Source organism: Geothrix sp. (genome assembly GCF_020622065.1).
Lineage (GTDB): Bacteria > Acidobacteriota > Holophagae > Holophagales > Holophagaceae > Geothrix.
Genome location: NZ_JAHRYQ010000001.1, coordinates 411,639 through 432,286 on the forward strand (window position 1 = coordinate 411,639; position 20,648 = coordinate 432,286).

The window sequence follows — 20,648 nt, forward strand, 5'->3', positions numbered from 1 at the left end:
TCTGGGGGCGATGCTGAGGCCCCCCTCTCGAGCGCTGGATCGGCCCTTCCTGCGGCGCTGGGTGGCGATTCTTCTGCTCTGCCTGACGGGGATGTACCTGGGTGCCACCAGCCTGGATGCCTGCGTGGAAGGCCCAGGCGACGACTGTGCGCCCATCTGCCACATTCTCTGTGCGGATGGATGTGCCACCGTGCCCGTGCCGGAACCGCCGGCTCCCCCCTCGCCTGATGCCCTGCCGGATCGCTGCTTCCTGGCGGAACGGGCGGGATGTCTCGTCAACCTGGACATCGAACCGGAAAAGGATCCTCCTCGAGCCTGAGGGATTGAGCGTGCGAATGCATGGCCGGGCCTCGCCCTGCCATGCCATCCCTCCATTTCCCATGAGGCTCCGATGCGACCCTTTCTCCTGGGGGCGATGCCCTGCCTGCTCTTGGCACAGGCGCCGCCCCTCTCTTTTGACGACATCCTTCAGCGGGCCCGGACCAGCCCTGGACAATTCCGGGTGGAAGCCCTGCTGGCCGAACGCCACCGGGCGCTGAGCGGCACCCAGGGATTCCTCCGCGAAGGCCCCTCCCTGGGCTACTCCGCAGGCCCCCGTACCAACCCGGCCGCGCCCACGACGACGGACCAGTCCGTGGACTTGGACCTGCCGCTGTTCCTGTCACCCGCCACCCGGCATCGTCTCGAAGAGGCCCTCGGGCAGGCACACCCAGCCCTGCGGGAGGCCGCCAAGATCGAGACGGGGTTCCGCCTCCGCCAGGCCTACCTGGACGCCTGGCTGGCCGAGCGCCTCCTGCAACTCCGAGAAGCGGACCTCACCACGGTCCAGGCCTGGCTCAAGGCCGCCCAGGCGCGGCTGGAGGCCGGGGCGGAGCCTGGATTCCAGGCCAGTCTCGTGGAGGGCGAAGTGCTTCGCACCCAGGCGGATCTGGATGAATCGCGGAGACAGAGGCTGAATGCCTGGGCGGGTCTCCGGGCGATGGCGGATGTTCCGAGGTCCCCCGTCCCCCTCGCCGATCCTGGCGATGCGCAGATCCTCCCTGCCGATGGGCTCCAGGCCAGGTTCGAGGCCGGCGCCCTGCGTCAAGCGATCCAGAGCCGCCTGAACCTGGAGCAACAAGCCCTGCGACACCAGGAAGCCCTGGCCGGCAGCCGTTGGAGCCTCCGGGGCAGCTACGCCAAGGAGGGTGAAGAGCGCATCGGCAAGATCGGTCTGGCCTACCGCTTTTCCCGCCCGGGGGAAGGTCGGGCCATTCATCGCGAAACGGAGGCCACCCTCCAGGCCGCCAAGCGAGAGCTGGAGATCGTCCTCCTGGAGCTGGATGCCCGTTTCCAGTCAGCGTGGACGCGGCTCCAGACGGCCCCGCCGCCCACCCGTTTCAAAGGCTTCGACCGGTCTCTCATGGCCGTGAGCCTGCGCCTCAGCGAAGGCAAGGAGCGTCCCTCCGAGGCGCTCCCCATCCGGCGCCAGCTCCTGGAGGCCCAAGCCGCTTCCTACCGGCGTCTTCAAGCCGCCCACCTTCTGTCTGCCGAGCTCCAGGCCCTTACATCCGAGGTGAACCCATGAACCCCGTCATCCGACATTCCCTGCTGACACTCGCGCTGGTAGCCACAGGGGCCTGCGAACGCAAGGCCGCACCGACCGAGGCCAAGGCATCCCATCAGGTGGAGGGCGTCCACGACGACGAGGGGGCCCACCTCCCCCTGAAGGACATCCGGGGTCTCCGCTTCCTGGTGGTTTCCGAGCCCAAGGCCGAGGGCGCCTGGTATCCCGCCGAGGCCATCGGTGACGAATCCGCCCAGGCCATCCTCAGCAGTCCGGTGAAGGGCATCGTCTCGGCCATCCAGGTTGCTCCCGGTCAGCGCGTCGGTGCAGGGGCCGGGTTGTTCACGCTCCAGAGCCCCGAGCTGGCGCGCCTGAAGGCGGACTGGCTGTCCACCCGGGCCAAGCGCGACCGCGCCGAAGGCGAACTGGCCCGGGAACAGCGGCTCTACGAAGCCCAGGCCGGGTCCCGCCGCGACCTGGAAGCCGCCAAGAGCGAAGCGGCCACGGCGCGGGCTGACGAGGAAGCCGCCCGGCTCGCCCTGGACGCCCGGGGACTGAATCCCGAGACGGCGGGTGCCGTGATGACCGTGAAGGCGCCGAGGGCGGGCTCCGTCACGGCCTACAAGATCCAGCCGGGTCAGGGCATCGAGGCCGGCCAGGAATTGGGCCGCTTCCAATCGGCCTTCGCCGCCATCGTGCAGCTGGAACTGCCCCTCCCCGCGCCCGACAACTGGCAACCCGGCACCGTGACGGAGGCCCGGAAGGGCGACGGCCAGCGGTGGAAGGCCCGCCTGGAGGGCACGCCCATGACCCTCACCACGGACACGCGGCGGCTGAGCTATCGCCTGCGCTTGCTGGGCAACCCTCTGCCGATCCCCGGCACACCGCTGGAGGTCCATGTCCCCCTGGCGAAGACGGTCGTGCTTCCTCAGAGCGCCCTGCAACAGGTGGAAGGCACCTGGGGGGTCTTTGTGAAGACAGGGGAGGAGGCCGAGTTCCGTCCTGTGCGCCGAGGCCCTGAGCTGGGTACCGATGTGATGGTGCTCGAGGGCCTGAAACCTGGCGAGACCGTGGTGGGCGAGGGTGCCTACCTGCTGAAGTCGCTCCAGATCAAGCGCAAGAGCGGGGGAGAAGACCATGACCATTGATGGTTCATCCTCCCAACATCGTTCCCCCATCCGGCGCTGGTTCGACTGGATGCTCCCGCGCAAGGGCTGGGTGTTCGCGCTGGCCATGGTGTGGGGGATCGCTGGCCTCGCCAGCTTCGTCACCCTGAAGCGCGACCTCTTCCCCGATCTCACCCTCCCCAGCCTCAACCTCCTCATCCAGAGTCCGGGACGCGCTGCCACGGAGCTGGAATTGACCGTGGCCCAGCCGGTAGAGCAGGCCATCGGCGGCCTTCCCGGTGTCAAGCGCGTGGTGAGCACCGTGCAGGCCGAAGTGGTCCAGGTCGTGGTGTCCTTCGAAGGTGGCACCGACCCCTGGCGGGCCCGACAGCTCGTGGCCGAACGCCTCGCGGGCATCGTCGGCAACTTCCCCGAGGGGACCCGGGCCCCGCTCGTCTCCAGCGCCGCCGGGCGCCTCCAGGAGATCATGGAGATCGTGCTGGAGGGCCCGACCACGGATCCCATGAAGCTGCGGGATCACACGGAGAAGGTGCTCATCCCCCGGCTTCAGGCCGTCCCCGGCGTCGCCCGCGTCGAGCGGCTGGGAGGCGAGGAGCGCCAGCTCCAGGTCATCGTCCAGCCCGAGCGGATGCGACTCCAGGGGGTGAGCCTGACCCAGATCCTTGAAGCCATGGATGGCACCCACCAGGACAGCGCCGCCGGGGTGATGGAGATCCAGGACAAAGGCTGGTTCATCACCGTGGGCAGCCTCGCGGCCCAGCCCGAGGCCGTGAAGAAGCTCCGCCTGAAGACACCTCGGGGGACGGTTCTCCTGGGCGATGTCGCCGAAGTCCGCGAAGGCGCGGGTTTCCGGCGAGGACTCGCCCGTCACCAGGGCCACGAGGATGTAAGCCTCCGGGTGGTCCGGCAACCCACGGCGGAAACCATGACCGTCTCTCGTGAGACGCGGAAGGCTCTGGATGAACTGCGCCAGAGCTTGCCCGAAGGTATGGAACTGACTCTGATGTACGACCAGGGGGGGCTCGTCACCCACGCCTTGAACGGCGTGACCCTGGCGCTCCTGCTCGGTGGGCTCTTCGTCGCCCTGGTGCTGGTGCTCCTGCTGGGGAATCTCCGGGCGGCCCTGATCGTCATCGCCGTGCTGCCCTTGGCGACGCTTGGGGCGGCGATTCCCCTGAACGCCGCCGGCATGGGGCTCAACGCCATGACCCTGGGCGGCCTCGCCATCGCCGTGGGCCTGCTGGTGGATGCCGCCGTGATCATGGTGGAGAACCTCGCGCATCGCCTCCACGAGCACAAGGATCATCTGGAACCCCGGCGGGTCGCCCTCACCCGCGCCGCGGCCGAGGTGGGCGTTCCCATCCTCACGGCGGTGCTGGTCATCCTGGCCGTCTTCATCCCCTTGCTGGCCATCGGGGGCCTCGCGGGCAGGCTCTATGCGCCCTTGGCCGTGGCCATCGCGGCAGCCATGACCCTCAGCCTGGTGCTCAGTTTCACCTTGGTGCCCGCCCTCGTGGAGCGGTTCCTCCCCCCGGGCTCCCTGCTCGAAGAACCCCGGCTGGTGGTCGCCTTGAAGCGCCTCTACCGCCCGGCCCTCGAATGGGCCATGGGCCATGGCGCCATGGTGCGGGTGCTGGCCCTGGGCCTGACCATCCCCAGCCTATGGCTGGCCTTGCATCTGGGGAGCAACTTCCTGCCCAACCTGGATGAAGGGGCTCTCCTCCTCAACAGCATCCTGCCGGCGGAAACCAGTCTTGCCGCCGTGGACGAGGCCAACTTCCAACTCGAACAGAAGCTCGTGAAGCTTCCTGGTGTCTCGTCTGTCTATCGACGCACGGGCCGTTCTGAACTCACCGAGGACCCCATGCCCCACACGATCTCAGATGTGCTGGTGGTGTTGGACGGCACGCGCCGGACGCCCGAGATCCAGAAGGAAGTGGCCGCGATGGCGGATGGGCTGCCCTATCCGGTGGAGTTGACCACGCCCATGCAGATGCGCATCGCCGAGGGCATCGGAGGCACGCCGGCGGACATCCAGGTGAAGTTCTTCCACCCGGACCTGGCCGCCCTGCAGGCTCGGCTACCCGCCCTCCAGGAGGTGCTGGGGAAGGTGCCCGGCGTGGCGTCCATCACCCCCGAAGGCGCCGGTGTCCTGCCAAAGTGGACCGTGGTGCCCGATGAGGATGCCCTGCGTCGTCTCGATGTGCCTCGGACGCTCATCGTGAAGACCTTGAAAACAGCCCTTCAGGGCATTGAGACCTCGCCCCGCTTCGAGGGCCCCCAGCGCATCGAGCGGGTGGTGCGCTTTCCCGACGATGGTCGCACCAGTCCCGAGACCCTCAAGCGTCTGCCCCTGGTGCTGGATGATGGCCGGGTGGTGGACCTGGGCCAGGTGGCCCGTTTCGAGGAGGCCACCACGCCAAGCCTGATCCGGCGTGAATCCGCTCAGCGGCGCCTGGCCCTGAATGTCCGCACCACGGGCGACCTCGGCGGCACCGCGGATCGCCTGGAGCTGGCCCTCAAGGGGCTGAACCTGCCGAAGGGCACCGTGGTGAAGCTGGGCGGCAAGATCGAGGACGCCCGGGAGACCCAGAAGCGACTGATGGTGGCCATCGGAACCGCCCTGGCCCTCGTGGTCGGCCTGCTCTACCTGGCCCTGGGGCGCTGGCGCGAAGTGGCGGTCGTCGTGCTGACCCTCCCCGATGCCTTCGCCGGGGGGCTCTTCGCCCTCTGGCTCGCGGGGGAAACCTGGAACATCAGTTCCATCGTCGGCATGATCGGACTTTTTGGCGTGGCCGTGCAGAACAGCCTCGTGCTCATCTCCCAGGCCAAGCACCTGGTGGCTGCCGGGAAGCCGTTTCACGAGGCCCTCAAGGAGGCCAGCCTCGGTCGCGTCCGCCCCAAGCTCATGACCGCGGGAAGCGCCATCCTCGGCCTCATGCCCATGCTGCTCGGGCTTGGCGGCAGTGAGTTGGAACGCCCCCTGGCCATCGTCATGGTGGGCGGACTCATCACGAGTACGCTCTTCACCCTGCTGGCGTTGCCGAGCTTCTATGCTTGGGTGGGGAACCCGGGGCCGGAGAACGGTCCTCCGGATTGACCCTTCTCCGGTACCCAGACAGGAAGCGGCGCCCAGGCGCCGCTTCCTGTCTGGAGGTCAGGCGAAGGCGGACATGGCGCCCACGGTGAAGCTGGGGTGCTGGTCCATCAGGGGGCGGGGCGGGGGGATGCACTCGACCCGCGAGAAGCCCGCGTGACCCAGGGCCTCGCGCCAGGCTTCGGGGGTGAGGAAACCGTGGCGGGGGCGCCAGCGCGGGTCGAGTTTCACCTCCGTGAAGCTCTTGATGAAGCTGAAGAAGAATTCCAGGTAGAGGGGGGCATCCAGGGTGGGTTTCAGGCATTCGCCCAGGACCAGGCGGCCGCCGGGCTTCAGGCGGCCACGTAGGTCCCGCAGGGTGGCTTCCAGATCCTGGGCCACATGCAGCACATTGATCCCGACGATGGCGTCCAGGCTCGCCGCTTCGATGCCCTGGTCCCCGAGGGGCCGGTTCATGTCCAGGGCCTGGAAGCTGACGGGCAGTCCGGGCGCGACGCTCTTCAGGTCCCTCTGGGCCCGTCGCAGGAAGGTGGGAGCCACATCGGTGAAGCGGTAGTCCGCGATGCGGCCAAGCCAGCCCGCTTCGGCCCCCGTCTGGGCGACGAGCTGGGCGAAAGATCCGGCGCCGGCCCCCAGCTCCAGGATTCGCGCGCCTTCCGGGAGCCCCTCGCGGAGGGCCAGCAGGGTGAGCCAGTTGTTGGGGAAGTATCCCAGGTTGCCATTGCGGAAGTAGGCGAGCCAGAGGGGGAACAGGGCCAGGTCGAACAGGAGGCTGTCACCGCTCTTCCCTTCGGTGAAGAAGGGCTGGATGTGGGAACGCACGCCGTCCAGCAGGTCGAAGTTGGACCCGTGGCCAGGGGCCTCGGCTTCCACCTGCTCCCGGAGGCCGGCGAGGTCCAGGTCGGGTTCGCCCGCCAGCGTGAAGCGCTCGCCAGTCCGTTGCAGCAGGCCCTCCGAGGCGAGGAAGGGGAGCATCCAGGCCAGGGGCTTGCGGGCCTGGGCGGGGAGCCCCTCGCAGAGCGCGTCGAGGGTGGTGCCACCGCGTAGCCGGGCCTCCCAGCCCAGGTCCATGAGCAGCAGCAGGCAGGTTCGGGCGGTGTACAGACCCGAGGCCCGGTGGAGCACCAGGAAGGGCCGGGTGAACAGGCGGGCGATCTCGGGACCGAGGGGCCCGAGCAGGTCGAGGGCCGGCGGCGCCTCGATGGGGCCGAGGCGCGGGGGCATCAGTCCATCATCTCACTGATGCTGCGGCCCCCGTGGATGCGAAGGATGGCATCCCCGAAGAGGGCGGCGGTGGAAAGCACCCGCAGGTTCGGAAGGGCCTTGGCGCGTTCGGGCGAGATCGGAATGCTGTCGGTGACCACCAGCTCATCCAGGTTGGCGGAAGTGAGGGTCTCCAGTGCGTTGCCGGAGAGCACCGGGTGGGTGACGCCCACGCGCACCGTGCGGGCACCGAACTCGCGGAGGATGCGGGCCGCCTCCTTGATGGAGCCGCCCGTGGCGATCTCGTCGTCGTAGATGATGGCGTCCTTGCCCTTCGCGTCGCCGATCAGGGCCACGCTCTGGGCCTTCTCGGAGTCATCGAAGCGGCGCTTGTCGATGATGGCCATGGGCACGGACAGCCGCTTGGCGAAGTGGCCGGCGAACTTGGCCGCTCCGGCATCTGTGGCCACCACCACGGCATTGGAGAGATCCTTGGTCTTGAAGTAGTTGGTGAGGATGGGCGTGGCCAGGAGTTGGTCTGCGGGCTTCCGGAAGAAGCCCAGGATCTGCGGGGCGTGCAGGGTCATCGTGAGCACGCGGTCGGCCCCGGCGGTCTCCAGCAGGTCGGCCACCAGGCGGGCCGTGATGGAGATGCGCGCCTCGTCCTTCTTGTCGCTACGGGCATAGGGAAAGTAGGGCAGCACCGCCGTGATGCGGGCCGCGGACGCGAACTTCAGGGCGTCGATGAGGATCAGCAGCTCCAGCAGGTTGTCGCTGACGGGCGGGCAGGAGGTCTGGATCACGAAGACATCCGATTCGCGGACATTCTCCTCGACCTTCACCTTGATGTTCTCGTTGGAGAACCGGGTGACCTTCAGCTTGCCGAGGGGCATGCCCATGTGCGTGGCGATGCCTCTCGCCAAGTCCGGGTGGCTGCTCCCGGAAAAGACCTTCATCTCGCCGAACATGGATCCCCCGATCTCGGACCCAGTGTAGCCGACCCCCCGCGTGGAGGTCGTCACAGGGATGAAGCGGAAGCAGCCTGACCCGGTTTCCGGGGGAGGAACTCAGCTTTCGTCGGCGCTGGGGCCGTAGATGGAGGGGACCGGCACATCCAGCAGGCGGAGATAGACGGCGAGCTGGGCCCGGTGATGGATGAGATGGTTCATCACGAAGCTGCGGTAGACCGCGGCGCGCGGCATGGCCAGGATCACCACGCCCTCGTTCTTGAGGGTCCAGACCACCTGGAAGGCCTCATCCGGGGTCTTGGCCAGGACTTCCAGCGCCCCCTCCACGCCCTGGTCCAGGGTCCGGAGCAGCCCCTCGACGGTGTCGCTCGGCTTCGGCTGGCTGGCGCGGGTCTCGGGCAGGCCGAAATCCAGCTCGGTGCGGGTCAGGGTGCTGATGGTCCAGCCGGGAATCGTGACCAGGTGATTCGCTAGGTCGCCCAGCGTGAAGGACTTGGGGTGGGGGCGGTAGTCCATCCGGCCGGCGGGGATCCGCTCGATCACGCGGCGGAGGCTCGCCATTTCGTGCTGGAACTCGGGGAGGAGGGCTTGGGAGAGCGGCATCGGGGCTCCTTGGATGAGGGAGACCCAGGATAGGACAGGGCTCCTGACAACCTGGTGGCAGGAGGGTTCATCCCCGGAGCGGGGTCACCGGGAAGGTCCCGCCCGGAATTGTCCAAGGTAGTCCTCCAGGCCCTGGCCAGGGGTCGGCTCGAAGGGGTCGAGCACCTCGCTGGACTGGATGCGGTCCACGCGGAAGGTGCGGAGGGCTTCGCGCAGCTCGCACCAGGCCGCGAGGTGCCACCGGTAGCCCCAGAAGACCAGGCCCAGGGGCTGCAGCACCCGGGTCGAGGCGGTTCCGTCGGCGCGCGCGTAGGTGATCCGGACGCGGCGATGCTCGCGCAGACCCCGGCGCAGCTCGCCGAGGAAGCGGGCGGTTTCCGGGGGGACATGGAAGTCCGGCACCAGGAAGGGCAGGTCCGACAGCGACCGCCTCCGGTCCGGCGGCAGGACGGCCTCGACTTTCCGGAGGAGGCTCTCTGCGGCCTCCCGGAGCGAGGGATCGCCCCAGGCGGCCACGACGCGAGCACCCAGAAGCAGCGCCTCGCCCTCCTCCGCGTTGAGCATGAGGGGAGGGAGGTCGAAATGCCGGGGGAGGCTGTAGCCCACACCGGCTTCACTCTCGATGGGCACGCCCGAGGCCATGAGGTCCGCGATGTCGCGGTAGAGGGTGCGCTCGCTGACACCGAGCTCCCTGGACAGGCGGGCGGCGGTACTGATGCGGTCCCGCCGCAGCAGCTGCACGATCTGGAACAGGCGGTCGGCGCGGCGCATGGGTTTCCGAGGGCGGGCGGGGCGCGCGGTCGGCTAGACCTTGCCGCCACCCACCCGCTCGATGCGGGCCCCGACGCCCTGGAGCTTCTTCTCCAGGCCGGCATAGCCGCGGTCGAGATGATAGATGCGGTCGACGATGGTCTCGCCCTTGGCCACGAGGCCGGCGATGACCAGGGCGGCGCTGGCGCGGAGGTCTGTGGCCATGACCGTGCACCCGGTCAGGTCCGCTGGGCCGGCCACGATGGCGCGGTGGCCGTCCGTGCGGAGGTTCGCGCCCAGGCGCTCCAGCTCCATGGCGTGCTGGAAGCGGTTCTCGAAGATGCCTTCATTGATGACGCTGATGCCGCAGGCCTGTGTCATGACGGCCATCACCTGCGCCTGCAGGTCCGTGGGGAAACCAGGGTAGGGCAGGGTGGTGACATCCTTGGACCGCAGCTTCTGGCCGGGCTCCCGCTGGATGCGGAGCTGGCGGCCGTCCTGGCCCTCCCGCTCGGTGACCAGGCAGCCCGCCCGCTCCAGCAGGTCCAGCAGTGCGCGCAGGTGCCCGGGCTCGCAGCGATCCAGCACCACATCGCCGCAGGCCGCGGCCACGGCGCAGAGGTAGGTGCCGGCCTCGATGCGGTCGGCGATGACCGCGTGCTCGCAGCCATGGAGCTTCGCCACACCGGTGATGGTGAGGGTTCCCGTGCCGATGCCCTCGATCTGGGCGCCCATCTTGACGAGCAGCTGGGCCAGGTCGCCGATCTCGGGCTCCATGGCCGCGTTGCGCAGGACCGTGGTGCCCTTGGCCAGGGCCGCGGCCATGAGGATGTTCTCCGTGGCGCCCACGCTCACCTTCTCGAAGGCGTGGTCGATGGCCTGCAGGGGGCCCTTCACGGTGGCGTGGATGTAGCCATGGCTGATTTCGATGGAGGCGCCCATGCGCTCAAGGGCCTCCAGGTGCAGGTTCACGGGGCGGGCGCCGATGGCGCAGCCGCCGGGGAGGCTCACGGTGGCCTTGCCGAAGCGGGCGAGCAGGGGCCCCAGCACCAGGATGGAGGCCCGCATGGTCTTCACCAGGTCGTAGGGGGCCTTGGGATCCTCGCTGCCGGCGCAGGCCAGCCGGGCGGTCAGCTCGAAGCCCTCGCCTTCCGGTTCCAGGGAGGCTTCCGTGCCCAGGGCCTGCAGCACCTTCACCATGGTGCGGATGTCGGCCACGGCGGGCAGGTTGGACAGGAGGACCGGGTCGGGCGTCAACAGGGTCGCCGCGAGGCAGGGCAGGGCCGCGTTCTTGGCCCCCGACACCCGGATGCGCCCCCGCAGGGGATGTCCACCTTGGATCACCAGTCGGTCCATCGAATCTCCAGCCCTCCAGCGTAGCCCAACCGCGCCCCGGCTAGAGGATCCGGCCTCTCATGGCGGTCCTGGGGAGGGGGCCCCATTGCCGCCCATCCTGGCTCTCCGGCCGGTTGTCGCCCAGGACCAGATAACCCCGGTTGCAGATTTGGTGCCCCTCTCCTCCCCGTTCGGGGTGGACCACCCAGGGCTCGTCGATGCGTCGGCCGTCGATCCAGAGATCGGGACCCTGCCAGGTCAGGGTCTCGCCGGGCAGGCCCAGCACCCGCTTCACGGAGGAACCGTGCGGTCCTTCGACCAGCCAGACCTCCCCCCGCCGGGGCGGGGGAATCACCCAGGCCCGCAGGACCCAGCGCAGGCGGCCGTTGGCCAGGTTCGGTTCCATGCTGCGCCCGGACACGCGCACCGGGTGGATCACGGCCAGCGGCGAGAGGGCCAGGGCCAGGGCAGCGCCGGGGATCCAGGGACGCATGAGGGTCAGCCCAGCCTCACGAAAGCACCACCATCCTCCGTCCCCGCCCATCCGTCAGGGCCACCTCCTTGAGGCGCGCGGGGGACGGGACGAAGGGGGCCAGCTCGGCCAGCAGGCGCTGGGCCAGGGCCAGGGGGCCGTCCAGCCCCAGCTCGGAGAGGAGCCTGCCCTGCAGGGGGGCCAGGCTGCGGTCCAGGGCGGCCTCCAGGTCGCGGAAGTCGACCACGACATCGAAGCCGTCCAGGCCCTGCCGTGTGGCCACCACCTCCACCGTGTAGTCGTGGCCCTCCCAGGCTTCGCCCGCCCGGAACACCACCGACAGGGGGCGGGTGACGGCGGCTTCAAAATGGAGGGCGGAGGTGCTTCCCAAGTCTGACTCCAGGTCGGGCCTTCAGTTTGTCATGCCCATGGCTACACTGTCCCTTCGACTGCATACCTGATAGCCGGGTGAGACAATGGGCGGCGCCGCGCCACGGCCCGTTCCGATTGATGACTGCAAGGAGGGACCGCCATGAAGGCCCTGGAAATCGCGCTGTTCTGGATCATGACGCTGGCTGCGGCCGGGTTCTTCGCCTGGACCGTGCGGAAGCGCCTGGCCACCCTGAGGGCCGGCCTGCCGGACAACCGCTTCGACCAGCCCTGGGTGCGCCTGAAGGGGGTCTTCACCCTGGCCATCATGCAGAAGCGCATGGTCCGCGACAAATACGCGGGCTTCTACCACATCCTCATCTTCTGGGGCTTCTGCGCCCTGGCCCTGCGGTCCATCGGGCTGGTGCTGGAAGGGCTCTTCCCCGCCTTCCACATGACCGAGGCCCTGGGCGCCTTCGGCTACGGCTACCAGGCCACCAAGGATGTCTTCGAGGTGCTGGTGCTGCTGGGGCTGGGCCTCGCGACCTTCCGCCGCCTGGCCGCCAAGCCCTGGCGCCTGGAGAACTCCTGGGACGCCTGGGCCACCCTGAGCCTCATCGGCACCCTGATGATCACGGACCTGCTGGCGGACGGGGCCTACATCTGGCTGCACAACCCGGCATGGAAGGCCTGGGCCCCCGTGAGCCTCTTCGTGGCGAACCAGCTGCGGGACATGGGCGGCACGGGGCTGCTGGTGCTCTACAAGAGCATGTGGTGGCTGCACCTGGCGACCCTCTACTTCTTCGCCAATTTCCTCCCCTATTCCAAGCACTTCCATGTGTTCACCTCGCTCTTCAACATCTACTTCCGGGAACTGGAGCCCCAGAAGAACCTGAAGCCCATGGATCTGGAGGCCGAGCACTTCGGCATCAACAAGATCCAGGACTTCTCCTGGAAGCAGATGCTCGACTTCTACACCTGCGTGGAGTGCGGCCGCTGCCTGGAGAACTGCCCCACCACGCTTACCGGCAAGCCGCTCCGGCCCAAGGATTTCGGCAATGACCTTCGCGACTACCTGAAGGCCACGCCCCTGGAGCAGATGGGCCAGGACCAGCCCGTCCCCGAGGACCGCAAGCTCATCGGCGGCCCCGTGCCCGAGGGCTCCTACTGGAAGCGCGATGACGAAGTGGCGCCCTGGAGCAAGGCACAGCTGGAAGGCTGGATCAGCCAGGACACCATCTGGGCCTGCACCAGCTGCGGCTACTGCGAGTGGGCCTGCCCCCTGCAGATCAGCTTCGTGGACAAGATCATCGGCATGCGTCGCTACCTCACGCTGGAGGAGAGCGACTTCCCCGCCGAGGCCCAGACCGCCTTCAAGGGCATGGAGCGCCAGGGCAACCCCTGGAACCTGCCCCAGGCGGACCGCGCCAAGTGGGCCGAGGGACTCGAAGTGCCCACCTTCGCCGAGAACCCCGAGGCTGAGTATCTGTTCTGGGTGGGCTGCGCCGGTTCCTACGACGCCGCAGGCCAGAAGGTCTCCCAGGCCCTGGTGAAGCTGCTCAAGGCCGCGAATGTGTCGTTCGCGATCCTCGGCACCGAGGAGAGCTGCACCTGCGAATCCGCGCGGCGCCTGGGGAACGAGTACCTCTACCAGACGGCCACGGAGGCCAACATCGAGGTCCTCAAGGGCCATGGTGTGAAGAAGGTCATCACCAACTGCCCCCACTGCCTCAACACCCTGAAGAACGAGTATCCGGCCTTCGGGGGCGACTTCGAAGTGGTGCACGGCACCGAACTGGTGGCGAAACTCATCAGCGAAGGCAAGCTGAAGATGGAACAGACCGTGGATGTGGACCTCACCTACCACGATCCCTGCTACCTCAGCCGCATCAACGGCCAGGTGGAGGCGCCGCGGGCCATCCTGGATGCCATCCCCGGCGTGAAGCTCACCGAGATGGAGAAGCACGGGGAGGCCACCATGTGCTGTGGCGCCGGCGGCGGCCGCTTCTGGCTGGAGGAGCACCTGGGCAAGCGCGTCAACCATGAGCGCTTCGAGCAGGCCATGGAAACCAAGGCCACCACCATCGCCGTGGGCTGCCCCTTCTGCAATGTGATGCTCAACAACGCGGCGGGGGAGACGAACCACGAGGGCGTGGCCACCACCGATGTGCTGGAGCTGGCGGCGAAGGCCCTGAAGTAGCCGGATGGCTGACCGGAAAGGGGGGCGCCACCGGCACCCCCCTTTCCTTTGTGACCTGGAGCACGGCTGCTCCGCCGGGGTTCCCGGGCCCGGGCGGCCCCCCGCCAAACCGTGTCACCCTGAGGGCCTGATCCTCAGATGGGTTGGGTGAGGAACCTGGCTTTCCCGTCCGCCCGGTCCTCCACCGCACCATTTCCCGCAGCGAATCCATGCCCCCCGTCCCTGGAACCCGCATCGGCCCCTACGAGATCCTGAGCCCCCTGGGTTCCGGTGGCATGGGGGAGGTCTTCAAGGCCCACGATCCGAAACTGGACCGTTTCGTGGCCATCAAGGTGCTGCCCCAGGCGCTCTACCAGGACCCCCGGACCCGGGCCCGCTTCGAACGCGAGGCCAAGGCGGTGGCGGCCCTCTCTCATCCCAACATCCTGGGCATCTTCGACTTCGGCTGGGATGGCAGCCGGGCCTACGCGGTGATGGAGCTGCTGGAGGGAAGCAGCCTCCGGGAGATCCTGAGGGATGGCGCCGTGCCCCCCCGGAAGGCCGTGGAGTGGGCCATCCAGATCGCCCGTGGCGTGGGGGCCGCCCACGAGAAGGGCATCATCCACCGGGACCTGAAGCCGGACAATGTCTTCATCACGGAGGATGGCCAGGTCAAGGTGCTGGACTTCGGGCTGGCCAAGACGCTGGAATCCGGGCGCGGCCAGATGGCGACCCTGAGGCCCGGATCCGAGCACCCGACAGAGCTCAGCGAGGCCGGAATGCTCATCGGGACGGTGGGCTACATGAGCCCTGAGCAGGTGCGGGGTGAGCCGGCGGACACCCGCTCGGACATCTTCAGCCTGGGGGTGGTGCTCTTCGAGATGCTCACCGGACGGCGGCCATTTGCCGGACCCAGCGGCGCCGAAACCTTTTCGGCCATCCTCCGGGACGCGCCCCCGGAGCTCGAGGGTCTCCGGGGCGCCTTGGCCCCCGGGCTGGACCGGCTCGTCTTCCGCTGCCTGGAGAAGCGCCCCCAGGACCGGTTCCAGAACATGAAGGACCTGGCCTTCGGGCTGGAGGCCCCCCTGTCCATGGCGAGCCCCCTCCCCGCGTGGGGCCCGGGGCTCCGATGGCCGGCCTGGCGGCGCCGGGTCCTCCTGGGCTCCGCCCTCGGGCTGGCCCTGACCGGGGGCGGGCTCGCCTGGGCTTTCCGCGGCACCCCGGCAGCGCTTTCGGCGCCCGCCTTCCAGCGGCTCTTCTTCACGCCGGGGACCGTGGAATCCGCCTTCTTCGGGCCCGATGGCAAGACCATCTTCTTCTCGGCGAGGCTCGGAGGCGGCGATTCGGAGACCTTCGTCATCGACCCCCGAAGCCTGGAACCCAAGCCCCTGGGGTTGAAGGATGCCCTGCTGGTGGGGGTGTCCGGGAACAACGACCTGGCCCTGATCCGGCACCCCCGCCGCTGGCTGCTGGGGCGCTACCGCGGCACCCTCGCCCGGGTGCCTGCGGGTGGAGGGGCGTTGCGGGACCTCCAGGCGGATGTGCTCGAGGCGGCCTGGGACGGCCAGGGTCTGGCCCTGCTGACCAGCGACGACGCGCAGCGGGGCCGCCTGGAGTTTCCGATCGGACGGGCGGCCTTCGAGTCCAACGGCATCAGCCATACCGCCAAGCTGATCCGGCTGTCTCCGGGCGGAGACCGGATGGCCATGGTCGAGACCCAGGGTGGAAGCGCCAAGGTCGTGCTGCTGGACCGGGAGGGCCGGCGGACCGTGGTGTTCGAAAAGCCCGGAGACGGCTTCGGTGACACCCTCACCGGACTCGCCTGGGGGCCTGGGAATGATCTGTGGCTGAGCGAACTCCAGGCGGATCAGACGGCCCTGTGGTCGATCCGGCCGGGATCTCCGGCGCGCCTCCTGTGGCGTGGGGACGGCTCCAAGCAGCTCATGGATGTCTTTTCCGATGGGCGGGCCCTCCTGGCCAACCATCAGGTGCGGCGTGGCGTGTTGGTGCAGCGGGCCGGGGAGCTGACCCACCAGGAACGCTCGGTCCGCGGCGGCACCCAGGTCCAGGGGCTGAGCCCGGATGGCGGGCGGCTGCTCCTGCTCGAATCGCCAGCTTTGGATGGGGGAACCGCCCTGGATGAAACCTATCTCGCGGATTTCGCGGGTGGGCCCGCCCTGAAGCTGGCCAAGGGCAACCCCTACGGATTCTCCCTGGGGGGACGCTGGATTCAGCTGAACCTCAACGGACTCAGCCCGAAGGATCTCGACACCGGCGTGACCACGGGGCTCCTGAAGGCGGGCCTGAACCCTGCGGCCGTCCTGGATCCCGCCTCGCCCAGGCCCTGCCTGGTGTTCCTGTCCGTGGGGCAGGACCAGCCCATCGTGGTGCCCCTGCCCCAGCGGTTCCGGGCGGTCGGGTGCGCCTTCCTCCTGCCGGATGGACATCGCGCGCTCTTCCAGGGGAGCGAGGGATCCCAGGGGTTGAAGTACTACCTGGTGGAGCTCAAGGGCGGCGAGCCCCGGGCCATCACCGAGGAGGGCTTCGGTCACAACATCGTGGGCAGCAGTCCCCTGTCGCCCGACGGGAAGCGTCTCTTCATCACGAGCGACCGCAAGACCTGGTTCATCCTGCCGGTCGATGGGGGGAAGCCTGTGCCCATCCGGGGGGTCCAGGCCGAGGAACGGCTCATCAGCTGGGCGGCGGATGGCCGGAGCCTCTTCGTCCGCCCGGAACTCTCCCTCCTGCCGGTGACGGTCCACCGCCTGGATCCCGTCACGGGGAAGCGGGTGGAGGTCCACCGCTTCATGCCGCCCGATGCCGCAGGCTACCTGCAGACGCGGACGGCCTATGCCACGCCCGACGGGAAGGCCTTCGCCTTCACCTACGACCGCAAGCTCAGCGCCCTCTACCTGGTCGAGGGGCTCCGGTAGGGGAGAGCACCGGCCCGCCTACCGTTGCGGGGCTCATCCACGCCGTTCCGGCAGGGCATCTTTCAGCAGGTTCCGGGCCTCCCGGAGCAGGGTGGCCGTATCCTCCCAGCCGAGGCAGGCGTCCGTCACGGAGCAGCCGTAGCGCAGGGTGGCGAGGTCGGCGGGAATGGGCTGGCTACCCTCTTCGAGGAAGCTTTCCACCATCAACCCGACGATGGACCGGTTGCCGCGGAGGATCTGGTGGGCGCAGTCCAGGAAGACCAGGGGCTGGAGCCGGGGATTCTTGTGGCTGTTCGCGTGAGAGCAGTCCACCACGATGTTTTCGGGCAGTCCCGCCTTGCGCAGGGCGGCCTCGGCCAGGGCGATGCTGACGGTGTCGTAGTTGGGGCGACCCCCGCCGCCGCGCAGCACCAGGTGGCCATGGGCATTCCCCCGAGTCCGCACGATGGCGGCGGAGCCCTGGTCGTTGAGGCCCAGGAAGCTGTGGGGACGGGCGGCCGAGAGGATGGCATTCACGGCGGCCCCCAGGTCGCCGTCCGTGGCGTTCTTGAAGCCCACGGGCGTGGACAGGCCGCTGGACATCTCCCGGTGGGTCTGGGATTCCGAGGTCCGGGCCCCGATGGCCGTCCAGGCGATGAGGTCGCCGATGTACTGGGGCGTGTTGGGGTCCAGGGCCTCCGTGGCGGCGGGCAGACCGATCTCCCCGATGCGCAGCAGGAACTCCCGGGCCTTCCGCATCCCCTCCTCGATGTGGAAGGAATCGTCCATCCGCGGATCGTTGATGTAGCCCTTCCAGCCCGTGGAGGTGCGCGGCTTCTCGAAATAGACCCGCATCACCAGCAGGAGTGAATCCGAGACCTCCTCCGACAGAGCCTTGAGCCGGGTCGCGTACTCCAGCCCCGCCGCGGGGTCGTGGATGCTGCACGGTCCCACCACCACCATGAGCCGGGGGTCTTCGCGCGCGAGGATGCGCTGGAGGTCCCGGCGCCCGCCGGCCACGGTGTCGGCCACGGCGTCCGGGACGGGAAGGGCCGCGTGGACTTCGGCCGGAGAGGGCATCCGGTCGAAGGCATCGATGTTGAGGTTTTCGAGGGTGTGATGAGTCATGGCCGGGGCTTTCCGGAAGGGCTAAGGTAGGAGTTTCTCATGCCGTGCGGGTGGCACCCGGGCAGAGGCTGCGAACCGGGAGACTGCGGTCTTCCAGCCGATTCCCTGCGCCACCCGAAAGGGATGCGTTCGCAGGCACGGCGAAAGACAGGGTCCAGGGAGTACGGATGCAGGAAAAGCACGCCATCAAGCACTTTGCGCCAGGCTGGTTCGCCGTGATCATGGGCACTGGAGGGCTGGCGAACATCCTGTTCCTCTGGGAGGGCCAGATCCCGGGGCTGTGGCGCTCGAGCCTGGTCGTGGCGGCCCTGGCCGATGTCGGATTCTTCATCGTGCTGATTCCGTGGCTGCTCCGCTGGGTGCGCCACTTCGACTATGTGCGGCGCGACCTCCACCATCCCGTCTCGTCGAACTTCTTCGTCACGATGCCGGTGGCCACCGTCATCCTGGGCACGAACATCCACCTGATCTGGGGGCCCCACCTGAACCGGGCGTGGGCCTTTGGGCTGATGCTGGCCTGCTGGGTCATCGCCGTCGCCGGCGTGGCCTTCTTCACCCTCTTCACGACCTTCCGGTTCATCCGCGCCGAAGCACCGCCTGATCCCGAGACCATGAACTTCTCCTGGATCATGGCGCCCATCGCCAACATGGCCCTGCTGCTTCTGGGGAATCCGGTGCTGGGACAGGCCCTTCAGTTCCGGCCGGACTGGTGCCTGACGATCTTCGCCGTCAACGCCGCGATGCTGGGCATCGGCTTCTTCCTCTTCCTGTTCATCGGCGCCATCATCTTCGTCCGGCTGGCGCAGCACCCCCTGCCCCCGGCGGAAACGACGCCCACCTTCGGCATCTTCCTGAGCGCGGCGGGGCTCGCGGTGAGCTGCCTCCTGGACCTGGGCATCCATGCCCGGAGTCTGGGGCTCGTCACCGAAACCGGGCTCTTCTCCGTCGGCGCCGCCACCCTCTGGGGCTTCGGCATGTGGATCCTGGCCATCATCCTGATCATTTGCCTCCACCAGGTCCGCCGCGGGGGGATCCCCTTCAGCCTGGGCTGGTGGGCCTTCGTGTTTCCCCTGGCCGCCTACACCATCGGCAGCCAGAAGATCGCCTTGCGCTTCCCCTCCCCCCTCACGCGGGGCTACGCCCTCCTCCTGACGGTCACGCTGGTCGGCCTCTGGCTCTACATCCTGGCGAACACCCTGCGGGGCGTGGCGCGGGGCACGCTGTTTCTGGGTAGGCCCCTCGACCTGCCCGCGGGAGGGGAGCGGGCCCCGGGGGCGAGCCAATTCCGATAAGCTACCCCCATGCCGCTCGATCCCCGCCTCCTCGAGATCCTCTGCTGTCCGGCCTGCCACGGCGACCTGCTGGAGAAGGCGGAGGGACTGCACTGCCAGGGCTGCGGCCTGCTCTACCCCATCGAGGACGGGATTCCCGTGATGCTGGTGGACCAGGCGAAGAAAGCCCAGCCATGAGGCTCGACCGGGCCCAGGCCGAATCGCTGCTCCGGCGCATGGAAGGCCGCAAGGTGGCCGTGCTGGGCGATGTCATGCTGGATGAGTACCTGTTCGGCGAAGTGAGCCGCATCTCGCCAGAGGCGCCCGTACCGATCGTCCGGGTGGTGCGGGAGCACGCCGTGCTGGGCGGCGCGGCCAATGTGGCGGCCAACCTCAAGGCCCTGGGCGCGGAGCCCCTCCTCATCGGCACCCTGCAGAAGGATGGGGCGGGCGACCGGGTGCTCAGCCTGCTGGGCCGCCTGGGCATCTCCATTTCGGGCCTGGTGCTGGATGCCTCCCGGCCCACCATCATCAAGACCCGCGTCATCGGCCAGCAGCAGCAGATGCTCCGCATCGACCGAGAGGAATCAGGACCGAGGGAGGCCGCCGTGCTGCTGGGCCTCAAGGACCGTCTGGACCGCGCCCTGAGCGAGGCCTCGGCCCTCATCGTGTCCGACTACGCCAAGGGCGCCGTGAACGAGACCGTCATGGAGGCGGTGCGGGAGTTCTGCGCCGCGCGGAACCTGCCCTGGATCGTGGATCCCAAGCCAGCGCACAAGGCCCTGTACCGGGGCGCCACCCTCATGACGCCCAACACCAAGGAGGCCTCGGAGCTGGCCCACGCGCCGGCCCGGACCGATGCGGAGGTGGCCGAGGCGGGCCGCGCCATCATGGCGGAGCTGGGCCTGAGGGGCCTGTTGGTCACGCGCAGCGAGCGGGGCATGGCCCTCTTCGCGCCAGACGAGGACCACGCGGCTCCCTGGATGGTTCCGACGGAAGCCCGGGAGGTCTTCGATGTGAGCGGCGCGGGCGACACGGTCATCGCCGCGTTCAGCGCCGCCGTGGCCGCGGGGGCGGACTGGCGCGAAGCCGCCATGCTGGCCAACGCCGCCGCAGGCGTGGTGGTCGCCAAGGTGGGCACGGCCACGGCCACGCCGGCGGAGATCCTCGCCCACTACCACGAGCAAGAAGCGAATTAGTTCCTGAGTTCGATGGTGAGCAGGAACCGGTCGCCCTTGGCGAGGCGCTCCTTCACCTGGGTGAAGTTCAGATCGAAGGTCTCGGTTTCGCCAGGCTTGATGGTGCCGACCTTGGTGCCGCCGGAGGCCGCGCCCAGAAGCTTCCCGTCCTTATCGAGAACGGCCACGGCAAAGCCGGGGATCTTCGGATACTTGCCCGTGTTGGTCACCTCCACCTGGGCCCGGGTGCCGAACTCGGCGCCCTTGAGCAGGTTGAAGAAGCCGGGTTCCACCACGCGCTTGTTGAAGAAGATCTGGGTCACCTTGAGGCCGTCGAGGTTCACCGTGAGGGGGATCACGCGGTCCCAGGCGAAGGCGAAGCTCTCGGAGTAGAACGAGAGCGAGGCCTCGGGGGCGGAGAGGGGCGCGGAAACGGCGACGGGCGGCGCCGGTTGGGTCGGCGGGACCTGGGGCAGGGCGAGGAGGGCGGCGAGGGCGAGGATCTGCATG

At 68.6% G+C, this 20,648-nt stretch carries 18 protein-coding genes; 9 read left to right on the forward strand and 9 right to left on the reverse strand.

Going from position 1 to position 20,648, the window contains the following annotated elements:
• Positions 1-10: 10 nt before the first annotated feature.
• The 4 genes from QZ647_RS02010 (at position 11) to QZ647_RS02025 (ending at position 5,773) form a co-directional block, all read left to right on the forward strand.
• The gene (locus tag QZ647_RS02010; RefSeq protein WP_291270570.1) at positions 11-319 is read left to right on the forward strand and encodes a hypothetical protein; all 309 of its coding nucleotides are present in this window, start codon (positions 11-13) and stop codon (positions 317-319) included.
• Positions 320-391: 72 nt separating this feature from the next.
• Positions 392-1,567 carry a TolC family protein gene (locus QZ647_RS02015; RefSeq protein WP_291270571.1) on the forward strand — a complete coding sequence of 392 codons (1,176 nt, stop codon included), beginning with the start codon at positions 392-394 and terminating at the stop codon, positions 1,565-1,567.
• Positions 1,564-2,694, forward strand: a complete 1,131-nt coding sequence (locus QZ647_RS02020) for an efflux RND transporter periplasmic adaptor subunit (RefSeq protein ID WP_291270572.1) — start codon at positions 1,564-1,566, stop codon at positions 2,692-2,694. The genes QZ647_RS02015 and QZ647_RS02020 overlap by 4 nt, the downstream gene beginning before the upstream one ends.
• Positions 2,684-5,773 (forward strand): efflux RND transporter permease subunit, encoded by a 3,090-nt coding sequence (locus QZ647_RS02025; protein ID WP_291270573.1) that lies wholly within the window; start codon positions 2,684-2,686, stop codon positions 5,771-5,773. Before QZ647_RS02020 ends, QZ647_RS02025 begins: the two co-directional genes overlap by 11 nt.
• Before the next feature lie 57 nt (positions 5,774-5,830).
• Here the strand turns inward: QZ647_RS02025 and QZ647_RS02030 are convergent, their stop codons facing one another.
• The 7 genes from QZ647_RS02030 to QZ647_RS02060 all read right to left on the reverse strand — a co-directional run bounded on the left by QZ647_RS02030 (position 5,831) and on the right by QZ647_RS02060 (position 11,492).
• A complete protein-coding gene (locus tag QZ647_RS02030) occupies positions 5,831-6,994 on the reverse strand; it encodes a class I SAM-dependent methyltransferase (RefSeq protein WP_291270574.1) in 1,164 nt (387 codons plus the stop codon).
• Complete coding sequence (locus QZ647_RS02035) at positions 6,994-7,941, reverse strand: ribose-phosphate pyrophosphokinase (RefSeq protein WP_286354011.1); 948 nt, start codon at positions 7,939-7,941, stop codon at positions 6,994-6,996. The genes QZ647_RS02030 and QZ647_RS02035 overlap by 1 nt, the downstream gene beginning before the upstream one ends.
• A gap of 99 nt (positions 7,942-8,040) precedes the next feature.
• A complete protein-coding gene (locus QZ647_RS02040; protein ID WP_291270575.1) occupies positions 8,041-8,544 on the reverse strand; it encodes a DinB family protein in 504 nt (167 codons plus the stop codon).
• 84 nt (positions 8,545-8,628) lie between these two features.
• Positions 8,629-9,315, reverse strand: a complete 687-nt coding sequence (locus QZ647_RS02045) for a YafY family protein (RefSeq protein ID WP_291270576.1) — start codon at positions 9,313-9,315, stop codon at positions 8,629-8,631.
• Positions 9,316-9,348: 33 nt separating this feature from the next.
• Positions 9,349-10,650, reverse strand: coding sequence for a UDP-N-acetylglucosamine 1-carboxyvinyltransferase (gene murA, locus QZ647_RS02050; protein ID WP_291270577.1), 1,302 nt, complete (start codon positions 10,648-10,650; stop codon positions 9,349-9,351).
• 40 nt (positions 10,651-10,690) lie between these two features.
• Positions 10,691-11,122: a signal peptidase I gene (lepB, locus tag QZ647_RS02055; RefSeq protein ID WP_291270578.1), complete on the reverse strand. Its 432-nt coding sequence runs from the start codon at positions 11,120-11,122 to the stop codon at positions 10,691-10,693.
• A 16-nt stretch (positions 11,123-11,138) separates the two neighbouring features.
• Positions 11,139-11,492: a 6-carboxytetrahydropterin synthase gene (locus QZ647_RS02060; RefSeq protein ID WP_291270579.1), complete on the reverse strand. Its 354-nt coding sequence runs from the start codon at positions 11,490-11,492 to the stop codon at positions 11,139-11,141.
• A gap of 141 nt (positions 11,493-11,633) precedes the next feature.
• Between QZ647_RS02060 and QZ647_RS02065 the strand changes: the two genes are divergently transcribed.
• The gene (locus QZ647_RS02065; RefSeq protein WP_291270580.1) at positions 11,634-13,670 is read left to right on the forward strand and encodes a (Fe-S)-binding protein; all 2,037 of its coding nucleotides are present in this window, start codon (positions 11,634-11,636) and stop codon (positions 13,668-13,670) included.
• 209 nt (positions 13,671-13,879) lie between these two features.
• Positions 13,880-16,582, forward strand: coding sequence for a serine/threonine-protein kinase (locus QZ647_RS02070; protein ID WP_291270581.1), 2,703 nt, complete (start codon positions 13,880-13,882; stop codon positions 16,580-16,582).
• A 33-nt stretch (positions 16,583-16,615) separates the two neighbouring features.
• Here the strand turns inward: QZ647_RS02070 and QZ647_RS02075 are convergent, their stop codons facing one another.
• The gene (locus tag QZ647_RS02075) at positions 16,616-17,689 is read right to left on the reverse strand and encodes a 3-deoxy-7-phosphoheptulonate synthase (RefSeq protein WP_291270582.1); all 1,074 of its coding nucleotides are present in this window, start codon (positions 17,687-17,689) and stop codon (positions 16,616-16,618) included.
• Between the two features lie 167 nt (positions 17,690-17,856).
• On the opposite strand from QZ647_RS02075, the gene QZ647_RS02080 reads away from it, so the two are divergent.
• From QZ647_RS02080 to rfaE1, 3 genes are read left to right on the forward strand one after another with little or no spacing between them, the layout of a single operon-like run.
• A complete protein-coding gene (locus tag QZ647_RS02080) occupies positions 17,857-18,981 on the forward strand; it encodes a hypothetical protein (RefSeq protein ID WP_291270583.1) in 1,125 nt (374 codons plus the stop codon).
• A 9-nt stretch (positions 18,982-18,990) separates the two neighbouring features.
• Positions 18,991-19,158, forward strand: coding sequence for a Trm112 family protein (locus tag QZ647_RS02085; protein ID WP_291270584.1), 168 nt, complete (start codon positions 18,991-18,993; stop codon positions 19,156-19,158).
• Positions 19,155-20,159, forward strand: a complete 1,005-nt coding sequence (rfaE1, locus tag QZ647_RS02090) for a D-glycero-beta-D-manno-heptose-7-phosphate kinase (protein ID WP_291270585.1) — start codon at positions 19,155-19,157, stop codon at positions 20,157-20,159. Before QZ647_RS02085 ends, rfaE1 begins: the two co-directional genes overlap by 4 nt.
• Here the strand turns inward: rfaE1 and QZ647_RS02095 are convergent.
• On the reverse strand, positions 20,156-20,647 hold the full coding sequence (locus QZ647_RS02095) for a hypothetical protein (protein ID WP_291270586.1): 492 nt from the start codon (positions 20,645-20,647) through the stop codon (positions 20,156-20,158). The two genes, rfaE1 and QZ647_RS02095, sit on opposite strands and share 4 nt — an antisense overlap.
• Position 20,648 lies beyond the last annotated feature (1 nt).